Origin of the sequence: Haloferax gibbonsii ATCC 33959, from assembly GCF_000336775.1 — an archaeon.
Classification (GTDB): Archaea; Halobacteriota; Halobacteria; order Halobacteriales; family Haloferacaceae; genus Haloferax; species Haloferax gibbonsii.
Genome location: NZ_AOLJ01000024.1, coordinates 205,485 through 229,506, shown reverse-complemented (window position 1 = coordinate 229,506; position 24,022 = coordinate 205,485). Strand labels below are relative to the sequence as shown.

Genomic DNA, 24,022 nt, shown 5'->3' with positions numbered 1-24,022 from the left:
TAAACGGTGAGGTTCCGGCGACGGTCGGCGCGGGCTGAACGTCGCCGCCGTGGTCGACGCGCGCTGCCCGCGGCACCGCCGCTCGCGGCGGGCGGTTCGACCGCCGGCTACCGCGTCGCTTTTCCCCCGGGCGCGGGTTCGTTCAGTCATGCGAATCGGTGTCGTCGTCAACCCCGTCGCGGGGATGGGCGGCCGGGTCGGCCTGAAGGGAACCGACGGGAAAGTCGAGGAGGCCAGAGCGCGCGGCGCGGAGCCGCGGTCGCCTGAGCGGGCGCGACGGGCGCTCTCGCGGCTCTTCGAGGCCGACCCCGAGGCGGAACTGCTCGCGTGGGGCGGGGAGATGGGCGCGTCGGCCGCACGAGACGCCGGGTTCGACCCCGACGTGCTCGGCGGTCCGTCCGGCGACGAGACGAGCGCGGCCGACACCGTCGCCGCCGTCGAGGCGTTCGTCGACGCCGACGCGGACCTCGTGTTGTTCGTCGGCGGCGACGGCACCGCGGCGGACGTGGCCGAGGCGCTCGACGGGACCGACGTCCCGATGCTCGGCGTCCCCGCGGGCGTGAAGGTCTACTCCTCCGTTTTCGCCGTCTCGCCGGAGGACGCCGCCCACGTCGTCACCTCGTTCGAGCGGACCGAGGCCCGCGAGGTCATGGACATCGACGAGGACGACTACCGCGCCGGCGAGGTCAGGCCGGAGCTTCGGGCGGTCGCGCACGTCCCCGTCGCCGAAGACCTCCAGTCGTCGAAACAGACCGGCGGCGGGACCGTCGAGGCGCTCGCCGCGGGCGTCGCCGACGACATCCGTGCGACCGAGGGCGTCACCTACGTCCTCGGACCCGGAAGCACCGTCGGCGCGGTGAAAGCCGAGTTGGGAATCGACGGGTCGCCGCTCGGCGTCGACGTCTACCGCGACGGCGAGGTGCTCGCCCGCGACGCGACCGAGGCCGAAATTCTGGCGAGTCTCGGCGAGGAGAACGTCATCGTCGTCACGCCCATCGGCGGACAGGGGTTCGTCTTCGGCCGCGGCAACCCCCAACTCTCCCCCGACGTGATTCGCCGCTGCGACGTGTCGGTCGTCGCCTCGCGGTCGAAACTCGACGCGATTCCGGTCCTCCGGGTCGACACCGACGACCCGGACCTCGACGCCGACCTCCGCGGGTGGACGAAAGTCCGCGTGGGCCGGGTCGAGCGGCGGATGATGAAAATCGAGTGAGCGGCGCACGTCAGTCGCGGTCGACTCGTCGCGCCAACAGAAAAATCGAGCGAGAGGCCGCTCCCGTCGACCGTCTCGTCAGTCGTCAGCCGGTGCCTGTTGTTCCGTGATGTACTGGACGATTTCGTCCGTTTCGGTCTTGAAATCGTCGAGGTCGGTCTCGTTCCCGTGGAGAACCGTCGAGAAGTACTTCGTGTCGGCGGCGAGGTTGACGGCCTCCCGGAGTTCTTCGTCTGTGACGCCGTCCAACCGTGCCTCTTCTTTGTGGAAGTAGGTACAGTACGGACAGTTGGTCGCGGCCGCGACGCCGACCCCGATGAGTGCTTTCTCTCGCCCGGATAGTTCGGTGTCTTTCCCGAGGTTGAGGTCGCGGAAGAGCCCCCAACTGTGCTCACTCGCCGGTTCGGCCAAGCTCTCCATCCAACCCGGGACTTGACCGAGCATTCCCTCCATCTCTTGTCGTGTGGCTTTCGATAGCATCTTGCTCCCCGTTACCTCCGCAGTCCTGTCGCTAGGGAGGTACTTATTACGAGGTGTCGGAGCAGTAAAGTTATGAACCGTCTGGACAGTCATAATCTGTCCGTATCGACGACGTTCCGGAGAAATGCGCCGTTAATACGCCGGTCTACGGGACGGTTCTCTCCCCCCGTCCCGGACGCTCGACGTGAATGATTTAATATTTGGAACCATCTCCAATGAGAACCACAAGGCATTATTCATGGAGGGTGTAATATAGTGAGATTTAAGGTCATTGGATGGGTTCTGACTGACATGGAAACCCGGAAAGTCCAGCGTCTCGGTCCCTCCACGCTGGCGATGACGCTTCCAGCGGAGTGGGCCAAGGAACACAACGTCGAGAAGGGCGACGAGGTGACGATTCGGACGAGCGGCAAGGGAACGCTGACCGTGCTTCCCGAGTCGGTCAACACGGAGGACTCGAAGGCGACGATTCGCGCTGACAGTCTGAACGCGGAGGCGCTCGAACGCGCCATCGTGGCGCAGTACGTCCTCGGACGGCGCGTCATCCACATCGAGAAAAGCGAGGGCGCGCTCGATTCGGACCACATCAACGCCGTCTACAAGGCCGAGACCCAGCTCATGGGCCTCGGCGTCATCGAGGAGACGCCCGAGCGAATCGCGATTCGCTGCTCGGTCGACGCGGAGGACTTCACCCTCGACAATCTGCTCGAGCGCCTCGAAAACACGGGGAGCACGATGCGCGGCGAGGCCATCAAGGCGCTCGCCCACGGCAACCCCGACCTCGCCCAGCGGGCGCTCAACCGCGAGCGGCAGGCGAACAAGATTTTCGTCCTCCTGCTCCGGCTCATCTTCACGTCCTACCAGAACCCCAACCTCGCGCGGGCGGTCGGCCTCGACTCCGGCTTCCCGCTCATCGGCTACCGCTCGGTGGCGAAGAACCTCGAACTGACCGCCGACAACGCCGAGGACATCGCCAACATCGTCATGGACGCCGAGGGGCACACCATCGACGTCGACCAGTCGACGATGCGGCGCATCCGCGAGTTCACCGACCACGTCGACGAGATTACGACGACCGCGGTTCGGGCCGTCGTCGAGCGCGACTACGACCTCACCATCGAGTGCCGAGAGCTGTTCCGCGAGATAAGCGACCGCGAGCGCGACATCCTCAACGACCTCCCGGAGATGGAAAACCAGAAGCTCCTCCAGATTCGCGAGGTGCTCGTGAGCCTCCAGCAGACCGCGCAGTACGCGATGCGGAACGCCGAAATCGCGTCGAACCTCGCGCTCAACGAGGAGTCGGACCACGTCACGATAGACTGAGGAACGAAAGACCGCGGGCGGCGCGCCGTCGCGCTCAGTCGGCGATGACTTCCATCGCCTCGTTGTTCTCGGTCTCGGACGACTCTTTTTCGCCCGTCAGCGGGTTGCGACTGGCGATGCGGCAGTCGAACGCCGGATGCTCGCCGAAGTGCCGGAGTATCATGTGGCGCCGCGACCCCGTGATGCCGGTTCGGCCGATGTCCTCGGCGGTAAAGCGCTCGGGCAGGCGGTCGTACAGCCGACGCAGTTCGTCGAAGCTGGTGAACACCTTCGCGTTGCCGGTGGAGTCCGCGCCGCGGCGGGAGACGACGTAGCTGCCGTCCCGACGGTACTCGCCGGCCGTGCGGAAGAACTCTCGTTTCTCGGTCAGCGCCGAGCCGATAGCCTCCTGCAGGTCGGCGGCGGCGTCTCGGGACAGTTCACAGGACTGGTCGCCAAAGGAGACGACGATGGTTTCGTCGTCGCTCTCGACGGACACAGGGTTCTCATTACGGGAGAAGAACTCGATCAGGAGCGTGGGTACTCCGTGTCATATCATCGAATATCTCGTCCGACGGTAAAGGGTTGTCGGCTGAGTCAGGAATCACCGAAGATTTCTCGGCGAATCGGGACGGTCGCACGACGGTTCGACTCCCCGCCGCCGCGGGGCGGAACGCGGCCGCTACAGGAGGCCGTCGTCCGTCGTGGTGGTCCCGCCGTCCGACGTGGTGGTCTCGTCGTCCGACGTGGTCGTTGTCGTCTCGGTTGTCGTCGTTGTCGTCGTTGTCGTCGCAGTCGCGGTGTCTGTCGAAGTCTCAGTTGTAGTCGCGGTCGAGGTGGTCGCGGTTTCCGTGGTCGTCTCGGTCGCCGTGGTCGTCGTCTCAGTCGCCGTCTCGTTCCCCGCCGACGCCGCCTTGTTCCCGAAGATGTCCGTCTCGAACGTCTTCTCGTAGGTCAGCGGGTCGAGTGGGACGCGGAGGGTCGTGCCGCCGGCGTCGAGGTTCGCGTAGAAGTCGATGCGCAGGTCGGTCGTCTGGTCGCGTTCGAGGTGCGAGACCCACCACTCGTCGAGTTTGTCGTTTTGGATGTAGGTCGTCGCCTCGATGGTCTCCGTCGACTTCGGGGAGATGACGTACTCGGAGTTCGTCGTCCCCTCGCCCACGTCCACGTCGTTCATGGAGATGTCGTAGCCGAGTTCGGAGACCGCAATCGGGTACGGCTTGGGGTTGTGGACGACGAACGTGAGTTCGAGCGCCGTGCGCTCGCCCGTGGACTCGCCCCACTCGGCGCTCGTCTCGTTGACGTACAACACGGGGTCCGAGACGACCGGCGAGTCCGCGTCTATCTCGCGGGTCTCCGTGGAGTTGAACGCCGACAGCAGGTCGGTGTCGATGCTCCGGGTTATCTCGGGCGCCTGGAAGGTCTGTCCCAGCGTCTCCGAGGAGACGTTGGCGTCCACGACGAGGTCCGTGTGCTCGCCGTTCTGGATGTGCGAGACCCACCACTCGGGGATGCGCTCGTTTTCGAGGGTCGTCCGGAGCGGGACCGCCGAGGTCCCCCGCCCGATAGAGACGCCTTCCTTCTCGCCCGTCGCCATCCGAATCCCGTTCATCTCGACGCCGTAGTCGACTTCGAGGCCCGAGAGGTTCGCGGACAGCGGGTTGGGGTTCGAGACGTACAGGTCGGTCTCGATGACCGTCGCCGTCTGGTTGACCCCGGCGAACCGGTTGTCGACCCGGTCGACGCTCGGCGCGCCGATGACGCCGGTCGCGTACGCCCCGCCGACGCCGGCCGCGACGAGCACCAGCGCGACGAGTGCGATACGGAGTTTTCCGCCGAACAGCGCGGATGTCAGTCCCATCGTTGTGGACACACGAGACTAGTGGTACATATGTCGAACGGCCGAGCGCGGGGTCGGTCCGTGGGACCGCACCGCACGCCTCGCGCCCCCGTCACGCCGCCCCACGACAGGCGGTGTCGAATGAACTAAGTGCGCACCCGCGAAGGTCGGAAACATGGAAACCAAGACGGTGCAATCCGACAAGTCCATCGGCTTTGCGGCGTTGTTCGGCGTGCTCACGCTCGTCGGCGCAGGGCTGATGGTCGCCGGACCGGACCAGTTGACGAAGGCGCTCGGATTCATGGTCGCGATTATCGCGGCCTCGCTGGCAGTCTGCGGTGCGCATCTGTTCCAGTAGCTATCAACGTTGAGGAACACGGGTAACCGTTAATAACGCCCATTCCCTAGACGGCCCGAGGATGACTGAGTACACCGACGAGGAACAACGCATTCTCGCCTACCTCCGCGACAGCGTCAGCCGTGGAGAGGGCTACTTCCGGGCGAAGAACATCGCCGAAGCCATCGGTCTCACCGCGAAGCAGGTCGGGTCCCGTCTGCCGCGGCTGGCCGAGAAGTCCGAGGACGTCGAAATCGAGAAGTGGGGACGCGCCCGCTCGACGACGTGGCGCGTCACCCGAAGCTGAGGCGATTCCACGGCTTTTTACTGTGGAGGTGTGATGGTATCCCATGACCGTCCGCGTGAAACGAACCTTCGAGTTCGACGCTCCCGGCGCGCGCGTCTGGGAGTTTATCGCCGACCCGGCCAAGCGAGCGGGGGCTATCAGCGTCGTCGACCGCTTCGACGTGGCCGACGACGGCCGCCACGCGACGTGGTACCTCGAACTGCCGATTCCGCTCATCCGCTCGACGGTGACCGTCGAGACCGAAGACATCGAAGTCGACGAGCCGACGCACGTCAAGTTCGTCGGCAAGTCGCGGGTGATGCGAGTGACGGGCGAACACACTATCGAAGAGCACGACGGCGGCAGCCGCCTCGTCAACGAGTTCATCGTCGACGGCCGGCTGCCGGGTGTCGAGGCGTTCTTCGAGCGCAACCTCGACCGCGAACTCGACAACCTCGAATCGGCGCTCCGGCGCGAGTTCGAAGCGACCGCCTGAGGCCGGAGACGACCGCTCATTCACGGTGAGTCCGGAGCGACGGACCGCGGGAACCGTGCGCTCACGGGGCGTGGGAAACCCTGTTGCGGTGGGTTTATACATCGCGGCTCCTAAGCGAAAGTCGCCGACGCAATAGGCGCTTTTCTCGCCAGTCGTCGGCGACTCCACATCCGCCGCACCCGCCGCAACGTTTCGGGGTCCGTTGCGGCATCCGAAACGACGTGGCCACGTCGTTTCACGCCCCCAAGCCCGGTGGGGGCACTCCCCTCGTCTCACTTCGCCAACTGGTGACACGAGATTCGGTGGGAGGCGAATTCGCCTCCGCCTTTTGACGACCGCTTCGCTCCGAGCCACGGCGCCGTCGGTCGCCGATACCGGCCGCGTCTCGGAGCGCACGCTTCTTTCCGCCGGGGGCCGTGGAGACACCATGACCGAGACGATTCGAGGCGACGTGCTGCACGCCATCCCGCCGGACGAACTCGACGAAGAGGACCTGTCGCCGGAACTCCGGGCGCTGGCCGACTCGCGCCACGTGCTCGTCATCCGGAAGGGCGGTCACCCCTCGATACTCGACCTCGTCTGGGCGTTCGTCCGCCGCGACCCCATCGAAGCGGTGACCGTCGTGACCGATCGCCCGGCCGAGGAGGACGAGGAGGTGACGCTGACCGTCGAGGAGACGGAGATGCCCGGCGTCTACGTTACGGCGGCCGCTCGCGGAGAGGAAGAGTCTGCGGACGACGGGTGAAACGACGGAACGAAAACGTGGGACAGATGCGGGGCCGCGGCGGGTGACCGACCTTACTCGTCTTCTTTGGTCTTGATGTCCGCGGAGAGGCCCTGCGCCATGCGAATCTCCTTGGAGTTGTTGAGCGTCCACGCGGTGCGCTCGGTGACGGCCTCGATGATTTCGCGGGCCGAGGGGTAGCCGTTTCCGGACTTCTTCACGCCGCCGAACGGGAGGTGGACCTCCGCGCCGATACACGGGAGGTTCCCGTAGGCGAGGCCGACCTCGGCGTGGTCGCGGAAGTAGTTGATCTGGCGGTAGTCCTCGGAGATGACGGCACCGGCGAGACCGTAGTCGGTGTCGTTCTGAATCTCGACGGCGTCCTCGATGTCGCCGGAGTACTTGAGCAGGGCGACGTGGGGGCCGAAGACCTCCTCGTGGGTGCAACGGAGGTCGTCGTGGGGGTCCGCCTCGTAGACGAACGGTCCGACCCAGTGGCCGTCGTCGTGGCCCTCGGGAATCTCGTCGGCGTCGAGTTCGGTGCGGTCGACGAGGACGTTCACGCCCTCCTTCTCCGCGAGTTCGTTGTACTTCGTGACCTTCTCCTTGTGGCCCTCCTCGATGAGGGGGCCCATGAAGGTGTCCTCGCGGAGCGGGTCGCCGACGGAGACGCTCTTGGCGTTCTCGACGAAGCGCTCCTTGAACTCGTCGTACACGTCCTCGTGGACGACGATGCGCTCGGAGGAGACACAGCGCTGGCCGGTGGTCTTGAACGACGACATCGTCGCGGAGTGGACCGCGATGTCGAGGTCCGCCTTCTCCGTGATGACGATGTTGTTCTTGCCGCCCATCTCACACGCGGCGAGTTTGCCGGGCTGTTGGGCCACCTTGCTCGCGACCTCGTGGCCGACCTCGGCGGAGCCCGTGAACAGCACGGAGTCGACGCGCTCGTCGTCGACGATGGTCGCGCCGGCGTCGCCGAAGCCCTGCACCATGTTGAACACGCCGTCGGGGATGCCGGCGTCCTCGAACATCTCGGCGATAATCTGACCGCACCACGGCGTCTGCTCGGCGGGCTTCCAGACGACGGTGTTGCCCTCGACGAGCGCGACGGCCATGTGCCAGAAGGGGATGGCGACGGGGAAGTTCCACGGGGTGATACAGCCGACGACGCCGCGGGGCTTGCGGCGCATGTAGGCGTCCTTCGCGGGAATCTCGGAGGGAATCACGTCGCCCTTGGGGTGGCGGGCGTCGCCCGCGGCCCACTCGACCATGTGGTACGCCTCGATGACGTCGGCGCGGCCCTCGGAAATCTCCTTCCCGCACTCTTTGGTGACGACCTCCGCGAGTTCTTCGGTGCGGTCGCGCAGTTCGTGGTAGATGTCCCAGAGGTACTCCGCGCGGTCGATGTGCGAGAGTTCGCGCCACTCCTCGTACGCCTCGTCGGCCGCGGCCGCCGCGGCGTCGACGTCCTCGGGCGTCCCTCGTCGGAACGTCCCCAGCGACTCGCCCGTCGCGGGGTTCGTGCTTTCGAACGTCTCGTCGCCGGTTCCGTCCGTCCACTCGCCGTCGATATAGTGTCGATATTCGTCCTGCGGCATATGACTCTAGAGTCACAACTAGGATTAATAACCCCGGACCCTCCCATGGAAGGGACGCGCCCGAGTCGACGCGTCGGTCCGCCCCCGAGCGACCACAGACAACATCTTACGTAGCGGCGTATTACCCGGTGTATGAGCGAGCGCACGTCAGGTGAAGGCACGCGCCTCACGCTCGACCTGTGGCATCCGAACTGCTGGGCGATAGAATCGACGAGCGAGTACGACGGCGGCATCCTCGCACACGCCATCTACGACGCCCCAACCGCGGGCGTCGAGCGGTCGAACGGGCTGTTCACCGCCTACGGCGAGTCGCTCGACGAGGTCGAAACGCTCCTCGACGTCATCGCCGACTCGGACCTCACCGGCGAAGTGTTGGAACTGCAAGAGCGGTTCGACTCCCGCGGAAAGCACGTCGCGCCCGGCCCGGTCGCCCGCGAGTTCTTCTTGGAGTACGACCCGAGCGACATGATGTGTCCGCAGTTGCTCAAGCAGGGCTTCGTCCACAGCGCCCCCACGCAGATAGAAAACGGCCGAGAGCGGTGGGAGGTCTGGTTCGCGGGCGCGCGAGAGGAGATACAGCCGCGTATCGAGACCGTCATGGACGAGACCGGAGCCGAGATTCGCGTCGCCTCCATCTCCACGTCCGAGGGCGCGGAACCGGAGCGCAGTCGGCGGCTCGACACGCTCACCCGGAGTCAGCGGCAGGCGTTCGAACTCGCGCGCGAGGAAGGCTACTACCGCTGGCCCCGCGAGGTTTCCACCCGCGAACTCGCCGCCGAGATGGACATCTCGAAGACGACGCTGCTCGAACACCTCCGAAAGGCGGAATCGAAACTGCTCGACCCGCAGTAGCGCGAGGCGAGCCGAGGTCCCCGTTCCGACTCAGATGCCGGCGACGGCGCGGAGCGCGAACAGCGCGTTCGACTTCCGCTCGCGGACGCGCCGGTAGAAGTAAGAGAACCACTTGTCCCCGTAGGGAACGTACTGCCACATCTCGATGTCGGCGTCCGCGAGGTCGCGCTGGCCGTCCTCGCGCACGCCCATGAGCATCTGTACCTCGTAGGGCGTCCCGTACCGCTCGTGGAGGTGGCGGGCGTGCGCGATCATGTGCGGGTCGTGACTGCCGACCGCGACGCCGTCGTCGAACTCGGTGAACATGTACTCGAGGAGTTCTTCGTACACCTCGTCCACCTTCGACTTCTCCTTGTACGCGATGGACGCGGGCTCGTTGTACGCGCCTTTGACGAGACGGACCTTCCCGGGCACCTCCGCGAGGCGTTCGAGGTCGTCGCGCGTGCGCTTGAGGTTCGCCTGCACGCAGACGCCCACGTTCCCGCCCGTCCGGTGGCCAAGGTCGTCGACGGCGTCGAGGGTCACGTCGGTCGTCTCGTGGTCCTCCATGTCGACCCAGACGAACACGCCCTCGGCGTCCGCGGCGTCGACGATGCGGTCGAGGTTCTCCCGGAAGGCGCGGTCGCCGATGTCGAGGCCGATTTGCGAGGGCTTCACCGAGACACAGCCGTCGAGGTTCGTCGCGCCGAGTTGGCGGACGAGGTCGACGTACGCGTCGGCGTCGGCGTCGGCGTTGGCCCGGTCGGTGTAGTGCTCGCCGAGCAGGTTCAGTATCCCCGCGATGCCGTCGCGGTTCAGGGACTCGACGTGCGAGACCGCCCCGTCGGCCGTCTCACCCGCCACGAAGTTGTTCGCGATGGGGGGTATCATGGCCGGCTATTGTGAGACACGTACCCTAAAGAGAGACCCTACCAAATAATTCTGAAAAATATTGGTGAAATAAAACGCGGATACTCGTTTCGTCCGGCGGGTTTCGCCGCACCGACCATGGACGGTTACAGGTATATTTACGATAATTGGGGAGCATAGCTTGTTATGTCACCACACGACATGGACCGCAGAACGCTGCTGAAGCTGTCGGGACTCTCACTTGTCGGGGCGACCGCCGGTTGTCTCGAAGGCGAAGACGAAGACACGACCACGGCCACGACGACTGAGGAGAGTGGCGGTGGCGGCGGCGAGGAGACCACGACGACCGAGGAAAGCGGTGGCAGCGGCGAGTCGTACACCATCGGCATGGTCGATTCGCTCACCGGGTCGCTCGCGCCCTACGGCGAGCGCAACACTCGCGGTCGCGAACTCGCGCTCGCCGCCATCAACGATGTCGGCATCGGCTCCGAGGGTGGGTCGCTGAGAATCTCCGTCGAGGACGACGAGAGTACGAATCAGGGCGGGGTCAACGGCGCGCAGAAGCTCGTCAACCAAGACGGCGTGCCGCTCCTCATCGGCTCCGTCGGCTCGGGCGTCTCCATCGCCATCCACGACAGCGTCACCAACGACGCCGGCGTCGTCCAGATCAGCCAGAACAGCACGAGCCCCGAACTCACGTCGCGGCCGGAGCTGCTCCGCATGAGTCCCTCGGGGGCGGCGAAGGGGCAGGCGCTCGCCAGCCTCGTCAGCGACGACGGCCACGACACCGTCGCCGTCACGTGGATCAACAACGACTACGGGACGGGGCTGTCGGACGTGTTCGCCGAGACGTTCGAGTCCGAACTCGGCGGTACCGTCGCCTACAACGAGCCCCACGACCAGGGTCAGTCGTCGTACAGCGGCATCCTCACCGAGATGGCCTCGACGGACGCCTCGGCGTGGATTTTCATCACCTACGCCAACGAGTACACCGTCATGGTCAACGAGGGGTTCGACCAGGGCTACAACACGACCGTCGACTACTACGGCGCGGAGTCAACCGTCGCCGACTCCATCATCGAGAACACGGCCCCGGGCAGCATGGACGGGATGAAGGGTATCACCGAGAGCGCCCCGCAGGACCAGGAGAACTACCAGAACTTCGTCTCCGCGTTCGAAGAGAACTACGACGCGACGCCGACAGTCTGGTCGGCCTACGCCTACGACGCCGTCACGGTGGCGGCGCTCGCCATCGAGGCGGCCGACGAGTTCTCCGGCGAGGCGCTTTCGTCGGTCGTCCGCGACGTGACCCGCCCCGAGGGCGAGGAGGTCTTCAACTTCGAGGAGGCCGCGGCCGTCCTGCGCGACGGCGGCTCACCGAGCGACATCAACTATCAGGGCGTCAGCGGTCCGGTCGACCTCGACGAGAACGGCGACCCGCCGGGCTACTACCAGATTTACAGCGTCCAGGACCACGAGTACGTCTTCGGCGACTACATCACGAGCTAACCATGCACGCACGGAACGGACGCCGAACGACCCTTCGGGGGGCCACCGAGCCGTGATACCGCTCCAAGTCAGCCCCTTCCAGTACGTCGCAAACGGCGTGGTGTTTTCTAGCATCATCGTCCTCGCGGCCATCGGGCTGTCGCTCGTCTACAGCATCGCGGACTTCGCGAACTTCGCCCACGGCGACCTCATGACCGTGGGGGCGTTCTCCGCGCTGTTCTCGGTCGGGTTCCTCCGACCGATGCTGGGCGACGCGGGCGTGTTCGGCCTGCCGCTTTGGTTCTTCCTCGCGCTCGCGTTCGGCATGGGCGCGGCGGCGGTCATCTCCGTCATCACCGACCGCGTCGTCTACCAACCGGTGAAGGGGTCCGACTCCATCGGCCTGCTCATCTCCAGTATCGGGGTCGCGCTCGTCTATCGCGCGCTCGTGTTCCTGTCGTTCGGAACCGAGCCGGAGCGCTACGGCGTGCCCAGACAGGGACCGATACCGTGGGTCCGCGAAACGCTCGGCATCGCGGTCACGCCGCGCAACCTCGTCGTCGTGATGCTCACTGTCGTCCTCGTGACGGCGTTGCACCTGACGCTGACGCGGACGACCCTCGGCCGGAAGATGCGCGCGACCGCCGACAACGCGGACCTCGCGCGCGTCAGCGGGATTCGGACGAGAGAGGTCATCTTCGCCATGTGGCTCATCGGCGGCGCGCTCGCCGCGGCCGGCGGCGTCTTCCTCGGGTTAGAGGAACTCGTCCGCCCGCGCATGGGCTTCGACATCCTGCTTATCATCTTCGCCGCCGTCATCCTCGGCGGCATCGGCTCCGTCTACGGCGCGATGCTCGGCGGCCTCGTCATCGGGATGGTCCACGAACTGGTTCCGCTTTTCAACCAGTGGGGAATCATCCCGGTCGGCTCGCGGTACGCCGCGGCCGTCGCGTTCGTCATCATGGTCGCCATCCTGCTCGTTCGCCCGAGCGGAATCGCGGGTGATAGCGGATGAGCGCCGTGTCCTCGTGGGTGAGCGAGACGCTCGTCCGCGACGCGACCGAGCGGCGCATCTTCGCGACGCTCGGACTCATCACGGTGCTGCTCGTCGTCGGCGTCCTCACCGGCGTCATCGGGCCGCGGTTCCTCCTGTTCCAAATCGCGCTCGTCGGGATGTACGCCCTGCTCTCGCTCGGACTCAACGTCCAGTGGGGCTACGCCGGGCTCATCAACTTCTCCGTCGCGGCGTTCTGGGGCATCGGTGCCTACTGCGCCGCGCTGTTGACCGCGCCGAACTCCCCGCTCGGACTCGGACTCCACCCGGTGTTCGGGTTCCTCGCGGCCATCGTCGTGAGCGCGTTCATCGCGGTGCTCATCGGCATCCCGACGCTCCGCCTGCGCGAGGACTACCTCGCCATCGCCAGTCTCGGACTCGCCGAAGTCATCCGCGCCATCATCCTGAACGAGGACCAGTGGACCGCCGGGTCGAGCGGTATCAGCGGTATCCCGGAACTCCTGTCGTGGTTGCCGCTGACCGACGCCGCGACGACGGCCGCCGTCGTGGTCTTTCTCATCGCTGTCGTCTACCTGTTCCTCCGGCGCGTCCACCGGTCGCCGTGGGGCCGCGTCCTCCGGACCATCCGGTCCGACGAGGACCTCGCCAAGGCGCTCGGCAAAAACACCTACCAGTTCAAGATGCAGGCGTTCGTCATCGGCTCGGTCATCATGGCCATCGCCGGGGCGTTCTACGCCCACTTGAACCTCTACATCGACCCCTCCGACCTCGTTCCCCTGACGACGTTCTACATCTGGATCGCCGTCATCCTCGGCGGGACCGGGTCGAACCGGGGGGCGGTCGTCGGCGCGGCCGTCGTCATCGCCATCCGCGAGGGGACCCGCTTCCTCAACGACATCGGGTTCATCCAGACGCTCGGGGTCGACCTGGCCCCGCTTCGACTGCTGTTCGTCGGCGGGCTCATCATCCTCATCATGCGCTTCCGGCAGGACGGACTCCTTCCGCCGAAGGACGAACTCATCTGGCCGGCGGCGCGCGACGGGAGCGGTGCCGGCGGCGCGTCCGCGTCGGGTGCCGCCCCGGACGGTGGCACCTCCTCGAACGGGGGTGACGACCGATGAACGACGACGCGTACGAGGGTGCCCGCCTCGATAAGTCGGACGTCGTCCTGAAGACGACCGGCTTGGAGAAGGCGTTCGGCGGCCTCGTCGCCACCGACAGCGTCTCCATCGAGGTCCAACGCGGGACTATCACCGGGATGATCGGTCCGAACGGCGCGGGCAAGTCCACGCTGTTCAACCTCATCTCCGGCTTCTACGAGAACGACGCCGGTCACGTCACCGTCAACGGCGAGGACGTGACCGACCTCGAACCGCACGAGCGCGCCCGAAAAGGGCTCGTTCGGACCTTCCAGACGCCCCGACGGCTGGAGGGGATGTCCGTCCGCGAGGCGATGCTCGTCGGTCCCGGGCCGCAGAAAGGCGAGTCCATCTTCTCGCTTTTCTTCTCCGGCTCCGACGTCACCGAAGAGGAGCGGGCGAACATCGAACAGACGCGCGAGTTGCTCGAACGGTTCGAAATCGGGCACCTCATCGACCAGCCGTCGACCGACCTCTCCGGCGGGCAGATGAAGCTCGTCGAGCTGGCGCGGGCGTTCACGACGAACCCCGACATCCTGCTTTTGGACGAGCCGGTCGCCGGGGTCAACCCGACGCTCGCGAACGACATCAAGCGGTTCATCCGCGAACTCAACGAGGAGGGTCAGACCTTCCTCATCATCGAACACGACATGCCGTTTATCATGGACCTCGCAGACCCCATCATCGTCCTCGACCAGGGGAAGGTGCTCATGGAGGGCTCGCCGGACGAAGTCCGCTCGGACGACCGCGTCATCGAGGCGTACCTCGGAGGGGCCGGCCCATGAAGCGCGCACTCGACGTCTCGGGCGTCGACAGCGGCTACGGCGAGGTGCAGGTCCTCCGGGACCTGACGCTCCACCTCGAATCCGACGAAATCGTCTGCATCATCGGGCCGAACGGCGCGGGGAAGTCGACCGTCCTCAAGACGGTGTTCGGCCTCCTCAAGCCGTGGACCGGGACGGTCGAACTGAGCGGGCGGGACATCACCGGCGAGGAGCCGGAGGACCTCGTCCGCGTCGGGATGGGCTACGTCCCGCAGGTGGACAACGTCTTTTCGTCTCTCACCATCGACGAGAACCTCAAGATGGGCGGGGTCGCCCGTGAGAGCGGCCTGCAAGCGCGAATCGACGAGCTGTACGACCAGTTCTCGATTCTCGACGAGAAGCGCTCGGCGAAGGCGCGGACGCTCTCGGGCGGCCAGCGGCAGGTGCTCGCGTTCGCCCGGGCGCTCGTGATGGAGCCCGAGGTGCTCCTCATCGACGAACCCTCGGCGGGCCTCGCGCCCAACATCGTCAAGTCGGTGTTCGAGGACGTGAAGAAGGTGAACGAACTCGGGACGGCGGTCCTGATGGTCGAGCAGAACGCCCGCGAGGGGCTCGGCATCTCGGACCGCGGCTACGTCCTCGACCAGGGGACCGTCGCCTACGAGGGTGACGCCGACGGCCTCCTCGACGACCCCGAAGTCTCGCGGCTCTACATGGGCGGCGCGGACTACGAGGGCGTCGAGGGCGAGTAGCCCGCGACTCGCGTCCGAACTCCCGCTGAACTGCGGTCCGCCCACGACCCCCGCCGTTCCCGGCGGGATGGGGCGTCAGTCGGGCGGAATTTGGGACATCGCTTATTCTTCGGGTGGCCCGACCACCGGTATGCGACTCACGAGACGACGAGCCCTCGCCGCCGCGACCGCCGGACTCGGACTGCTCGCCGGCTGTACCGGCGACGACGCTGGAGAGACGGACGACGAGACGGAGCCGACTGGGCCCGCGACCACAACCGCGACGACGGCGTCTCCGGAGACGGCCACGTCGCCGGACACGACGGCGACGCCGACACCGACCGAGTCGCCAACGCCGACGAGCGAACCGGCGTCGGACGACGGGTCCGACCCGCTCGTCACCATGGAGAGCGTCGCCTTCTCGCCGATGCGGCTATCGGTCGAGTCGGAGACGACGGTCACGTGGGAGAACAGAGAGGCGCTTCGGCACAACGTCCGCGCCGCGAGCCTCGACGACGCGGCGGCCGACTGGTCGTTTCAGTCCGAGACGGTCGGCCGCGACGGGCGGGTCACCTACCGGTTCGACGACCCCGGCGTCTACCAGTACGACTGCGGCGTCCACGGCTCGAAGGCGATGTGCGGGGTCGTCGTGGTCGGCGACGCGAACTACGACGGCACGCTCCCCTGCGAGTGAGTCGGAGGACGTCGGGACACGGGGAACCGGAGACAGCTACGCCGCGTGCTTTTCTATCTCGCCTTTGAGCGACGCGGCGTCGAAGTCGTGGTCGGGCCGGATGTTGACGAAGTCGAGGAAATCGACGGCGTCCAAGAGCGCGTTCACCTCGTAGGAGTCGAGCGCCGCGGCGACGGCTTTCTTGGGACCGACGAGCGGTTCGAGCGCCGCCAGCCCGCAGGCGAGGTCGTACGCGCGGGCGTCGCGCATCCCCTCGTCGTTGACGTTCGTCGCGTCGATGAAGTAGATGCCGTCCTCGCGGACGAGGACGTTCTCCGCCCGGAGGTCGCCGTGGGCGAGGTGGTTGTCGTGCATCTCCGCGAGCGCCGCGAACAGCTCGGGCGCGAGCCGTTCGACCTCCTCCCGCGGGGCGGTGTCGAGGGTGTGGAAGTTCGGCAGGTATTCGAGGACGAGGACGCCGAGGCCGTCAACCTCGAACGCCTCGACCGGCGCGGGCGCTTGCAGGCCGATGTTTCGGAGTCGCTTCGTCGCTTCGAGTTCGTGTTCGGCCATCTCGAGCGGCGTCCCGAAGTGGCCGAAGAAACCCTCCGTCCCGCTGGAGAACGCGCCGAGGTTCCGCCCGGTCGTGAAGACGGCGTGGACGAGCGAGTTCTGTTTGGAGATGACCTTCACGAACCACTCGTCGTCGACGACCATCGGGGTCGAAAGCCAGTTGTCCGCCTCGAGAAATCGGATGTGGAGGGTGTCGCGGTCGTATCGCCGGGCGAGTTCGCGGGCGACCGTCTCCAGACGCGGCCACCCGAGGCGGCCGCGGACGAGCCGACGGAGGTCCATGCACCCCCGTAAGACGAGGGGCGGCTTAACCTCGTGGGCCTACGCCGATTCCTGTCGGACGGTCAACACGGGTGCGTCGGAGCCGCGGACGACGCGCTCGGCGACGCTGCCGATGAGATAGCGGTCGATGCCGCTTCGGCCGTGGGTGCCCATCACGACGAGGTCGATGTCCCGCTCGTCGGCGTGGCGGATAATCTCGCTCGCGGGGGTGCCCTCGGTGACGACGGTTTCGACCTCGACGCCGGCCTCGCGGGCCGTCTCGGCGACGCGGTCTAACACCTGCTCGCCGCTTTCGAGGAGCGCCTCTCGGACCCGTTCGAGCGAGAGCGCGGGCGCGGCGTAGCCGACCTCGCGCACGTCGGCGACGTAGAGCGCAACGAGCGTCGCGTCGTAGGTGCGGGCGTGTTCGATGGCGTGGTCCAAGGCGGCGTCGGCGCAGTCGCTTCCGTCGGTCGGAAAGAGGATGTGGGAGTACATACGAGAGCCTCGGACCGCGGCGCAAAAAGACCCGGACGCCTATTCCCACGCGGTGAGAGCGGACCAGCCGGGAATGGTCGGTCCGAAACCGGTCGGCCGCCCCCGCTTCGCCGCCCGCGACGGCACAATCCTTCATGGTCGTTCGATTAGTTTATGTCCGACACGGCGATAGTTGGTCGCATGGACTTCGACATCCCGGCCGAACACCGGATGATTCGCGACACCGTCCGCGAGTTCTGCGAGGAAGAAATCGCCCCCATCGCGCAGGACATCGAGGACGAACACCGATTCCCCGCGGAGGTATTCGACCAGTTGGCCGAGTTGGACGTGATGGGCGTCCCCATCGACGAGGAGTACGGCGGCCTCGGCGGCGACCAGCTGATGTACGCCCTCGTCGTGGAGGAGCTCGGTCGCGTCTCGGGCGGTATCGGCCTGTCGTACGCCGCCCACGTCAGCCTCGCGTCGAAGCCCATCGAGCTGTTCGGCACCGACGAGCAGAAGGAGCGCTGGCTCACGCCGCTCGCGACCGGCGAGTACCTCGGCGGCTGGGCCCTGACCGAACCCGGTTCCGGGAGCGACGCCAGCGACATGGACACCGTCGCGGAGCGGGACGGCGACGGCTACGTCATCAACGGAACGAAGCAGTTCATCACGAACGCGAGCGTCGCCGGCTCCGTCCTCGTGAAGGCCGTCACGGACCCCGGTGCGGGCTACGACGGCATCTCGACGTTCATCGTCGACCCGGAGAACGACGACGGCTTCGAGGTGACGACCGAGTGGGACAAGATGGGCCTCAACTGCTCGCCGACCTGCGAGCTCTCCTTCGACGACTGCTGGGTTCCGGAAGACCGACTTCTCGGCGAGGAGGGCGAGGGCTGGAAGCAGACGATGAAGACGCTCGACGGCGGCCGCATCTCCATCGCGGCGCTCTCGGTGGGACTCGCCGAGGGCGCGTACGGCCACGCGAAATCGTACGCCCAAGAGCGCGAGCAGTTCGACCGGCCGATTGCGAAGTTCGACGCCATCCGCGACAAACTCGTCTCGATGCACCGCAAGACCGAGCGCGCGCGACTGCTCACCCACAAGGCGGCGACGCGGTACGACGCCGGCGAGCGGGTCAGTCGAGAGTCCGCACTGGCGAAACTCGACGCCTCGGAGGCCGCCCGCGAAGTCGCCGAAGACGCGGTGCAGGTGCTCGGCGGCTACGGGTACACGACCGACTTCGCCCCCCAGCGGTTCTACCGCGACGCGAAGCTCATGGAAATCGGCGAGGGGACGAGCGAGATTCAACACCTCATCATCGGTCGCGAACTCGGACTCTAGGGACTCGTCGAAGCCGTCCTCTTCTCACTCCGAGTCGGCCATCACCGACAGCCGGGCGACGTACGAGAAACTGCGGACGTGGTCCTCTTCGGTCGGCGCGTCCTCGAAGTCCGAGGGGACGGTAAAAGAGACGACGCGCTCGCGAATCGCGTCGTGGGGGCCGTCGCCGATCCAGCCGATATCGCGGTAGTACGACGCCATCTCCAGCGCGCCGCGGCCGCCCAATCGCTCGACGAGGTGCACGCACCACTCGAGGAGCACCCGCTCGGCCCGCGGCGTCCGCGGAACCTCGTCGAGAAACGGCTCGCCGTCCGACGTGACCGCCGCGGTCGTCGCGAGCAGGCGCTCGTGGGCCACGTCGCTCCACGTCCGATTCGTCGGCGCGTCGACCCAGTCGAACGACCGGTCGCTGGTGTCCCGACGGGGTCCGGGTCCGCTCGGGCCTTCGGCGACGTTGGGACGACGTGACTCGCGCGGCATCTATCCCTGCGTGTGCATCCATCCGAATTAAGCGTTCGGGCGAACGTCCGAATATCGACATTTCTGCGCCGCGCGAGAACCGTCGGCGTTACTCGTGATGTTATCTCTGATAATGTAACCGACCATTCAGAGAATGAAGGCCTTATTAAGGCGTACGAGGCGCTCGAACCGGCCGCTCGTCTCTCAACCGAAACCAAGTATCAGCGTTGATAGAGAGGGCGAACCGCTTAAGTTCAGAAACGGATACACGTTTGATATCGCTCCGATGTGACACTCATCGGAAAGAATAGTTCCAGAGACTCACAGATGCGCACCACGACCAACTCATGACCAGCGTTGGGCAGTTCCCGTACGCGTACGCGCTGTTCGCCGCGGGCATCCTCGCGGGGGTCGTGACGCTCGTCGTCCTCGGTCGGTTCCGACTCTACTCTCGGCGGGTCCGCCTCCCGTTCGCGCTCCTGACGCTCTCCGGAAGTATCTGGGCCACCGCGTACGGCTTCGCCTTTCTCGCGACGACGCCGGGTGCCGAGTTGTTCTACGCGTATCTGGCGTGGGCCGGCGCGGCCGTCCTCCCCACGATATGGCTCATCTTCGCCCTCGTCTACGCCGGCGAGGACCAACTGCTCACCACCCGAATGGTCGGCTTCCTCGCCGTCGAGCCCGCCGTCGCAATCGCCCTCGCGCTGACGAACCACTCCCACGGACTCCTCGGGTCCTCGCTCGACCTCTGGGCGGCCAGCGCACCGGACACCTCCGGAGGAGCCGGTCTGCACCTTCTCGTCCCACCCGGTCCGGAACTCCTCTTCGTCGTACACGTGATTTACGGCTCCGGCGTCGCCCTCACCGGGCTGACCGTCATCGGAAAGACGTATCTCCGGAGTTCGAGCATCCATCGACGACAGGCCGGGTTCCTCGTCGTCGCCGGTCTCATACCTCTCGCCGCACTCGCCGGTGAGTTCTTTTTCCCGATTCGAATCAACCCGGTTCCCCTCTCTATCGGCGTCAGCTCGGTCGTCGTGCTCTGGGCGCTCTTCAGACACCAGCTGTTCGACATCACACCCATCGCCCGCGACGCGATTCTCTCGGAGATGCGGGACGCAGTCGTCGTCCTCGACGAACAGGACCGAATCGTCGAATCGAACGGTGCCGCCTCGGAGCTCCTAGAGCGGCCGGTCGACGAGTGCATCGGCGAGTCGGTCCTCGAAAGCGTTCGCGTTCCGGCCGAGGTCCGGACGGTTCTGGAGGGTCGAGACAGGGCTGAGGCGGTCGTCGAAGACGGAGGCACCTGTCGTTACTTCGAGATCCGTTCCGAGGCGGTCGGCGACCAGACGCACGACCGCGCACTCTTGCTCGTCTTCTACGACGTGACGGAGCGCCGGCACACCGAAGAGGAGTTCCGCGCGCTCATCGAGAACTCCCGGGACGTCATTACCGTCCTCAACGAGGACGGCGAACGGACCTACACGAGCCCCTCGATGACCGAGGTACTCGGCTATCAGACCGACGCGCTCGTCGGCGAGTCGGTGCTCGACCTCGTCCACCCCGAAGACAGAGAGCGGGTCGCCGGCTGCCTCGACGAGGTGATAGCCGGCGACTCTCCCGTGCGCTCGGAGTTCAGAATCCGCCACAAGAACGGCGTGTGGCGGCGGTTCGAGACGGTCGGTGTGAACCTCCTCGACGACCCCGCCGTCGACGGCGTCGTGTTGAACTCGCGGGACGTGACCAGTCGCCATCGCTACGAACAGCGCCTCCGGGTGCTGAATCGCGTCCTTCGACACGACCTCAGAAACGACATGAACGTCATCCTCGGCCACGCGGACCTCCTCCTCGACGAGCGCATCCCCGCCGAGTCGAAAGACCACGCCCGAACGATAAAGCGGAAGGCGTCGTCGCTGGTCGAACTCGGCGAGCAGACTCGCCACATCGACACGACGCTGACCCGCGGGTCGTCCGGAATCGAACCCGTCGAGGTCGTCGAGCGCATCGAGGCGCAGTTGGACGACATCGAGTCCGATTACCCCGAGGCCATCGTCCACCGGAGCCTCCCCGACGAGATGTGGGTCTCGGCGGACGACCTCATCGAATCGGCCATCAAACACCTCATCGACAACGCGCTCGAACACAACGACCGCGTCATTCCGGAAGTCGGCGTCACGGTCGAGCGGAGGGCGACCTCGACCGACTACGTGGAGATTCGAATCGCCGACAACGGGCCGGGCGTCCCCGACGCCGAGCTCTCCGTCCTCGAATCGGGGACCGAGACGCCGCTCCAACACATCAGCGGGCTCGGGCTCTGGTTGGTCCAGTGGATAATCGACCGCTCGAACGGTCGGCTCCGGTTCGCGGAGAACGACCCCAGGGGAACCGTCGCAATCGTCGGCCTCCGGAGCGCCGACCGAGCGGTCTCCGTCGGCGACGGCGGAACGGTGGCGACCGAGTCGGAGACGGACTGAGTTACGCAGCGACTGGGTGAGTCGAACAGAAAACGAGACGACCCGAGAGCCGAGCGTTCAGGCCGCGTCGCGGAGCCGCACCGCGAGTCTGTGTGCGCCCTCGGCCGCGGCGGTCACCGGGTCGTCGGGGACGACCACGCTCACCGGGCGGTCGAGTTCCGCGGCGAGACGCGCTTCGAGTTCCTCCACCAGTCCGGGAATGCACGCCATCCCGCCGGAGACGACGAGCGGGCGTGCGCGAGCGAGCTGATAGGTTTTCATGTGCGAGCTCGCCAGTCGCGAGAAGAAATCGCAGAGCTCGGCGACCACGTCGTCGAGATACTCGTCCAACGGCTCCATCACGCCCCGTTCGACGGTGAACTCGTGTGCGCCCTCGCTCCCGCGTTCGACCGCGTCGGTGAAGGGGTCGAACCCGCCGAAGTCGGCGCGGGTCTCCTTGTACTCGCGGGCGGTGGCGGGGTCGATCGTCACTCGCCCGCCCGTCTCGGCTTCGACCGCCTCGGCGATGCGCCGGTCGACGCGGTCGCCGGACGCCTCCGCGGAGACGAACGGGAGTAACCGCTCTCCGCGTCGGTACGCGCACGCTTCGAGGTTCGTCGCGCCGAGGTTGAGAGCGACGAAGACCTCGTCGACCGCCTCGATTCCGTCGCCGAGCGCCGGAATCGACGCGCACAGCGATTCGGGGAAGCCTCGCGCGAGCGCCTCACCGATGCCGCACTCGCCGACCGCGGTGCCGAAGTTCGCGAGGCCGACATCGTCGTCGACGGTCGGCATCGCGTACACGACGGCGCTCTCGGCGGGGAGGTCGTGTCGCGCGCAGAGTTCGCGGACGAACCGCTCGAACGACTCGGCGTCGCGGGCGGTCGCCGGGACGCCCGAGCGGAGCATGAACTCGACTCGCTCGGGCGACTCCCGGACTGTCTCTCCGCCGTCGTGGACGCCCTCGTCGCCGGCGGGCGCGTCTTCGCCGTCGGTCAGGCGCGAGGGGAGGTGAACCGTCCTCGCCGCGTCGCCGTCGTCGAAGGCGAGCGCCGTCCGGGCGCTCCCGAACTTGACGCCGACGGCCGTCGGCACGTCGGTCTCGTCGGACTCGGAGGTCACACCAGCGTCGGTAGCGGCGGCTGCGTCGTTCGTCATGCGGTATCAACTCGGTTCGGACTCGGCGGGCGGGTGGTTCGCGCAGTCATGGTATACACTCGGTTGTCGGAAGGAGAGACCGTATTCGAGACCCGTCGGTCGGCGTCACACCATCGAGGAGAGACGTGCGACGTAGACCAGACTCAGCAGGTGGTCGTCGACGTCGAGGTCGGTCGGTTCGTCGACGTCAGCGGAGAACCCGAGGAGGTAGTCCCGGAGCGTCTCCTCGACGCCGGGCGTGACCCAGTCGACCGTCTGGTAGTACCGGAGGGCGTCCATCGCCCGCTTGAACCCGCCCTTGAGGACGAGGAACTCGAGCCAGTCGAAGACGACGCGTTCCGCGCCGTACTTGTCCGGCAGCGAGCGGAGGTACGGCTTTTCGACGCCGTCTTCCTCGTCGCGAGACTGGTGGACGAGCAGGTGTTCGAGCTGGCTCGACCGGAGGGCTTCGGACGCCTCCTGTCGGCTCCGGTCGAAAAGCGGGTTGTCGAACCGGAACGGACTCCGGTCGTCGAACCGGCCGTCATCGAATCGGCTGTCATCGAATCTGCCGTCGTCGAATCGGCTGTCGTCGAACCGGCCGTCACCGTTCCGTCTGGGCCGTGGGGCGTCACGCGCGATACGTCGAAGTTCGTCTGGGTCGTATTCGTCCGGGTCCAAGTACATAGGTCACCTCGTTGGGGACGGCACGACTCCCCCGAGTCCCCCGACTCAGGGCGGCGGAGAGCGCGGAGCGCTGTCCGCGGTGTCACACGCGATATCGTACCGTTTCGGTGAAAGCATTCGAAGGAGGCGACATAAATCTATTCGAGGCGCTATCAGAACTGATATCTCGGATGGGGAGTCGAACCGGCTTCGGTCGGTTCTCACGCGTCGGCCGCTTTCGGTTCCCTGCTCGCGGGCGGCGCTCGACGCAGTTGAGACGGCCGAGAGACAGGAGAGACGGTCGTCGAGCCGAACTTCGGCCGGTGACGCCCTCAGAGAACGTGGTTGCCGCTCTTCGCGCTCCGAACGCGGAGGTCGCCGGTCTGGCTGTCGAGCTCCAACGAGCGGCCGTGGGAGCCACCGACGTCTTCGGCGACGACGTCGATGCCGAACCCGTCGAGCGTCGTTCGCGTCGCGGCGACGTTTCTATCGCCGATACTGCCGTCGCCGTCGGCCGAGGTGAAGTCGAACATGGTGCTTCCCCCGGCGATTTTCGCGACGACGCGGTCTATGTCCGCGCCGGCGGCTCGCATCTCCGAGAGCAGGAGCTCGATGCCGGTGTCGACGAACTTCGCCGGCTCGCTGCCGTCGTCCGCCTCCGGGAGCATCGCGTGTGCGAGACCGGAGACGCCGGTCTCGGGGTCGTACAACGCGACGCCGATACAGGAGCCGAGACCGCTCGTGGTCAGCGTGCTCTCGTCGCCGGAGACGGCGTAATCGGCGATTCCGACCTTGATTCGACCGGAGCGAGCCGCGGGCGTGTCCGTGGTGTATACTTGCATTACTGGGTGCCTCTACGGAG

26 protein-coding genes are annotated in these 24,022 nt (G+C 66.3%); 15 read left to right on the top strand and 11 right to left on the bottom strand.

Annotation, left to right across the window (positions count from 1 at the left end):
- Positions 1-148 precede the first annotated feature (148 nt).
- Positions 149-1,213, top strand: a complete 1,065-nt coding sequence (locus C454_RS16505) for an ATP-NAD kinase family protein (protein ID WP_004977404.1) — start codon at positions 149-151, stop codon at positions 1,211-1,213.
- A gap of 78 nt (positions 1,214-1,291) precedes the next feature.
- Here C454_RS16505 and C454_RS16500 read toward each other — a convergent pair whose 3' ends face one another.
- Positions 1,292-1,666: a carboxymuconolactone decarboxylase family protein gene (locus C454_RS16500; RefSeq protein ID WP_004977403.1), complete on the bottom strand. Its 375-nt coding sequence runs from the start codon at positions 1,664-1,666 to the stop codon at positions 1,292-1,294.
- Positions 1,667-1,984: 318 nt separating this feature from the next.
- Here C454_RS16500 and C454_RS16495 point away from each other — a divergent pair, with 318 nt between their 5' ends.
- Positions 1,985-3,016: a phosphate signaling complex PhoU family protein gene (locus C454_RS16495; protein ID WP_004977402.1), complete on the top strand. Its 1,032-nt coding sequence runs from the start codon at positions 1,985-1,987 to the stop codon at positions 3,014-3,016.
- Positions 3,017-3,050: 34 nt separating this feature from the next.
- On the opposite strand, the gene C454_RS16490 is transcribed toward C454_RS16495, so the two are convergent.
- Both C454_RS16490 and C454_RS16485 read right to left on the bottom strand, forming a co-directional pair.
- Positions 3,051-3,494, bottom strand: coding sequence for a DUF7528 family protein (locus C454_RS16490; RefSeq protein ID WP_004977401.1), 444 nt, complete (start codon positions 3,492-3,494; stop codon positions 3,051-3,053).
- Between the two features lie 183 nt (positions 3,495-3,677).
- Complete coding sequence (locus C454_RS16485) at positions 3,678-4,856, bottom strand: LEA type 2 family protein (protein ID WP_004977398.1); 1,179 nt, start codon at positions 4,854-4,856, stop codon at positions 3,678-3,680.
- Positions 4,857-5,010: 154 nt separating this feature from the next.
- On the opposite strand from C454_RS16485, the gene C454_RS16480 reads away from it, so the two are divergent.
- The 4 genes from C454_RS16480 (at position 5,011) to C454_RS16465 (ending at position 6,699) form a co-directional block, all read left to right on the top strand.
- Positions 5,011-5,193 (top strand): DUF7525 family protein, encoded by a 183-nt coding sequence (locus C454_RS16480; protein WP_004043756.1) that lies wholly within the window; start codon positions 5,011-5,013, stop codon positions 5,191-5,193.
- A 61-nt stretch (positions 5,194-5,254) separates the two neighbouring features.
- A complete protein-coding gene (locus C454_RS16475; protein ID WP_004043755.1) occupies positions 5,255-5,479 on the top strand; it encodes a DUF7123 family protein in 225 nt (74 codons plus the stop codon).
- Between the two features lie 43 nt (positions 5,480-5,522).
- Complete coding sequence (locus C454_RS16470; protein ID WP_004977395.1) at positions 5,523-5,954, top strand: SRPBCC family protein; 432 nt, start codon at positions 5,523-5,525, stop codon at positions 5,952-5,954.
- 427 nt (positions 5,955-6,381) lie between these two features.
- Positions 6,382-6,699, top strand: coding sequence for a DUF7526 family protein (locus tag C454_RS16465; RefSeq protein ID WP_049905233.1), 318 nt, complete (start codon positions 6,382-6,384; stop codon positions 6,697-6,699).
- A 53-nt stretch (positions 6,700-6,752) separates the two neighbouring features.
- Here the strand turns inward: C454_RS16465 and C454_RS16460 are convergent, their stop codons facing one another.
- Positions 6,753-8,279, bottom strand: coding sequence for an aldehyde dehydrogenase family protein (locus tag C454_RS16460; protein WP_004977392.1), 1,527 nt, complete (start codon positions 8,277-8,279; stop codon positions 6,753-6,755).
- A 132-nt stretch (positions 8,280-8,411) separates the two neighbouring features.
- On the opposite strand from C454_RS16460, the gene C454_RS16455 reads away from it, so the two are divergent.
- Entirely contained in the window at positions 8,412-9,131 is a 720-nt protein-coding gene (locus C454_RS16455; RefSeq protein ID WP_004977390.1) for a helix-turn-helix domain-containing protein, read from the top strand.
- A gap of 30 nt (positions 9,132-9,161) precedes the next feature.
- Here the strand turns inward: C454_RS16455 and C454_RS16450 are convergent, their stop codons facing one another.
- Positions 9,162-10,001 carry a proline dehydrogenase family protein gene (locus tag C454_RS16450; RefSeq protein ID WP_004977389.1) on the bottom strand — a complete coding sequence of 280 codons (840 nt, stop codon included), beginning with the start codon at positions 9,999-10,001 and terminating at the stop codon, positions 9,162-9,164.
- 180 nt (positions 10,002-10,181) lie between these two features.
- On the opposite strand from C454_RS16450, the gene C454_RS16445 reads away from it, so the two are divergent.
- From C454_RS16445 to C454_RS16420, 6 genes are all read left to right on the top strand, one after another.
- Complete coding sequence (locus C454_RS16445) at positions 10,182-11,489, top strand: ABC transporter substrate-binding protein (protein WP_004977387.1); 1,308 nt, start codon at positions 10,182-10,184, stop codon at positions 11,487-11,489.
- Positions 11,490-11,541: 52 nt separating this feature from the next.
- On the top strand, positions 11,542-12,483 hold the full coding sequence (locus tag C454_RS16440; protein ID WP_004977385.1) for a branched-chain amino acid ABC transporter permease: 942 nt from the start codon (positions 11,542-11,544) through the stop codon (positions 12,481-12,483).
- The gene (locus tag C454_RS16435) at positions 12,480-13,604 is read left to right on the top strand and encodes a branched-chain amino acid ABC transporter permease (protein ID WP_004977384.1); all 1,125 of its coding nucleotides are present in this window, start codon (positions 12,480-12,482) and stop codon (positions 13,602-13,604) included. Before C454_RS16440 ends, C454_RS16435 begins: the two co-directional genes overlap by 4 nt.
- Complete coding sequence (locus C454_RS16430) at positions 13,601-14,407, top strand: ABC transporter ATP-binding protein (protein WP_004977383.1); 807 nt, start codon at positions 13,601-13,603, stop codon at positions 14,405-14,407. Before C454_RS16435 ends, C454_RS16430 begins: the two co-directional genes overlap by 4 nt.
- Positions 14,404-15,138: an ABC transporter ATP-binding protein gene (locus C454_RS16425; RefSeq protein WP_004977382.1), complete on the top strand. Its 735-nt coding sequence runs from the start codon at positions 14,404-14,406 to the stop codon at positions 15,136-15,138. The genes C454_RS16430 and C454_RS16425 overlap by 4 nt, the downstream gene beginning before the upstream one ends.
- 130 nt (positions 15,139-15,268) lie before the next feature.
- Entirely contained in the window at positions 15,269-15,811 is a 543-nt protein-coding gene (locus C454_RS16420; protein WP_004977381.1) for a cupredoxin domain-containing protein, read from the top strand.
- 36 nt (positions 15,812-15,847) lie between these two features.
- Here C454_RS16420 and C454_RS16415 read toward each other — a convergent pair whose 3' ends face one another.
- Together C454_RS16415 and C454_RS16410 are read right to left on the bottom strand one after the other, a co-directional pair.
- Complete coding sequence (locus C454_RS16415; protein WP_004977379.1) at positions 15,848-16,645, bottom strand: RIO1 family regulatory kinase/ATPase domain-containing protein; 798 nt, start codon at positions 16,643-16,645, stop codon at positions 15,848-15,850.
- 39 nt (positions 16,646-16,684) lie between these two features.
- Positions 16,685-17,122, bottom strand: a complete 438-nt coding sequence (locus C454_RS16410; RefSeq protein ID WP_004977377.1) for a universal stress protein — start codon at positions 17,120-17,122, stop codon at positions 16,685-16,687.
- Between the two features lie 180 nt (positions 17,123-17,302).
- Between C454_RS16410 and C454_RS16405 the strand changes: the two genes are divergently transcribed.
- Positions 17,303-18,445, top strand: a complete 1,143-nt coding sequence (locus tag C454_RS16405) for an acyl-CoA dehydrogenase family protein (RefSeq protein ID WP_004977376.1) — start codon at positions 17,303-17,305, stop codon at positions 18,443-18,445.
- A 24-nt stretch (positions 18,446-18,469) separates the two neighbouring features.
- Here the strand turns inward: C454_RS16405 and C454_RS16400 are convergent, their stop codons facing one another.
- Positions 18,470-18,925, bottom strand: coding sequence for a FlaD/FlaE family flagellar protein (locus tag C454_RS16400; protein WP_004977375.1), 456 nt, complete (start codon positions 18,923-18,925; stop codon positions 18,470-18,472).
- Positions 18,926-19,251: 326 nt separating this feature from the next.
- Here C454_RS16400 and C454_RS16395 point away from each other — a divergent pair, with 326 nt between their 5' ends.
- Positions 19,252-21,378 (top strand): histidine kinase N-terminal 7TM domain-containing protein, encoded by a 2,127-nt coding sequence (locus C454_RS16395; RefSeq protein WP_004977374.1) that lies wholly within the window; start codon positions 19,252-19,254, stop codon positions 21,376-21,378.
- A 57-nt stretch (positions 21,379-21,435) separates the two neighbouring features.
- Here the strand turns inward: C454_RS16395 and C454_RS16390 are convergent, their stop codons facing one another.
- The 3 genes from C454_RS16390 to C454_RS16380 all read right to left on the bottom strand — a co-directional run bounded on the left by C454_RS16390 (position 21,436) and on the right by C454_RS16380 (position 24,002).
- Positions 21,436-22,515 (bottom strand): hypothetical protein, encoded by a 1,080-nt coding sequence (locus C454_RS16390; RefSeq protein ID WP_004977371.1) that lies wholly within the window; start codon positions 22,513-22,515, stop codon positions 21,436-21,438.
- A gap of 105 nt (positions 22,516-22,620) precedes the next feature.
- Positions 22,621-23,181, bottom strand: a complete 561-nt coding sequence (locus C454_RS16385) for a FlaD/FlaE family flagellar protein (RefSeq protein ID WP_004977369.1) — start codon at positions 23,179-23,181, stop codon at positions 22,621-22,623.
- 311 nt (positions 23,182-23,492) lie between these two features.
- Positions 23,493-24,002 (bottom strand): chemotaxis protein CheD, encoded by a 510-nt coding sequence (locus C454_RS16380; protein ID WP_004977367.1) that lies wholly within the window; start codon positions 24,000-24,002, stop codon positions 23,493-23,495.
- Positions 24,003-24,022 lie beyond the last annotated feature (20 nt).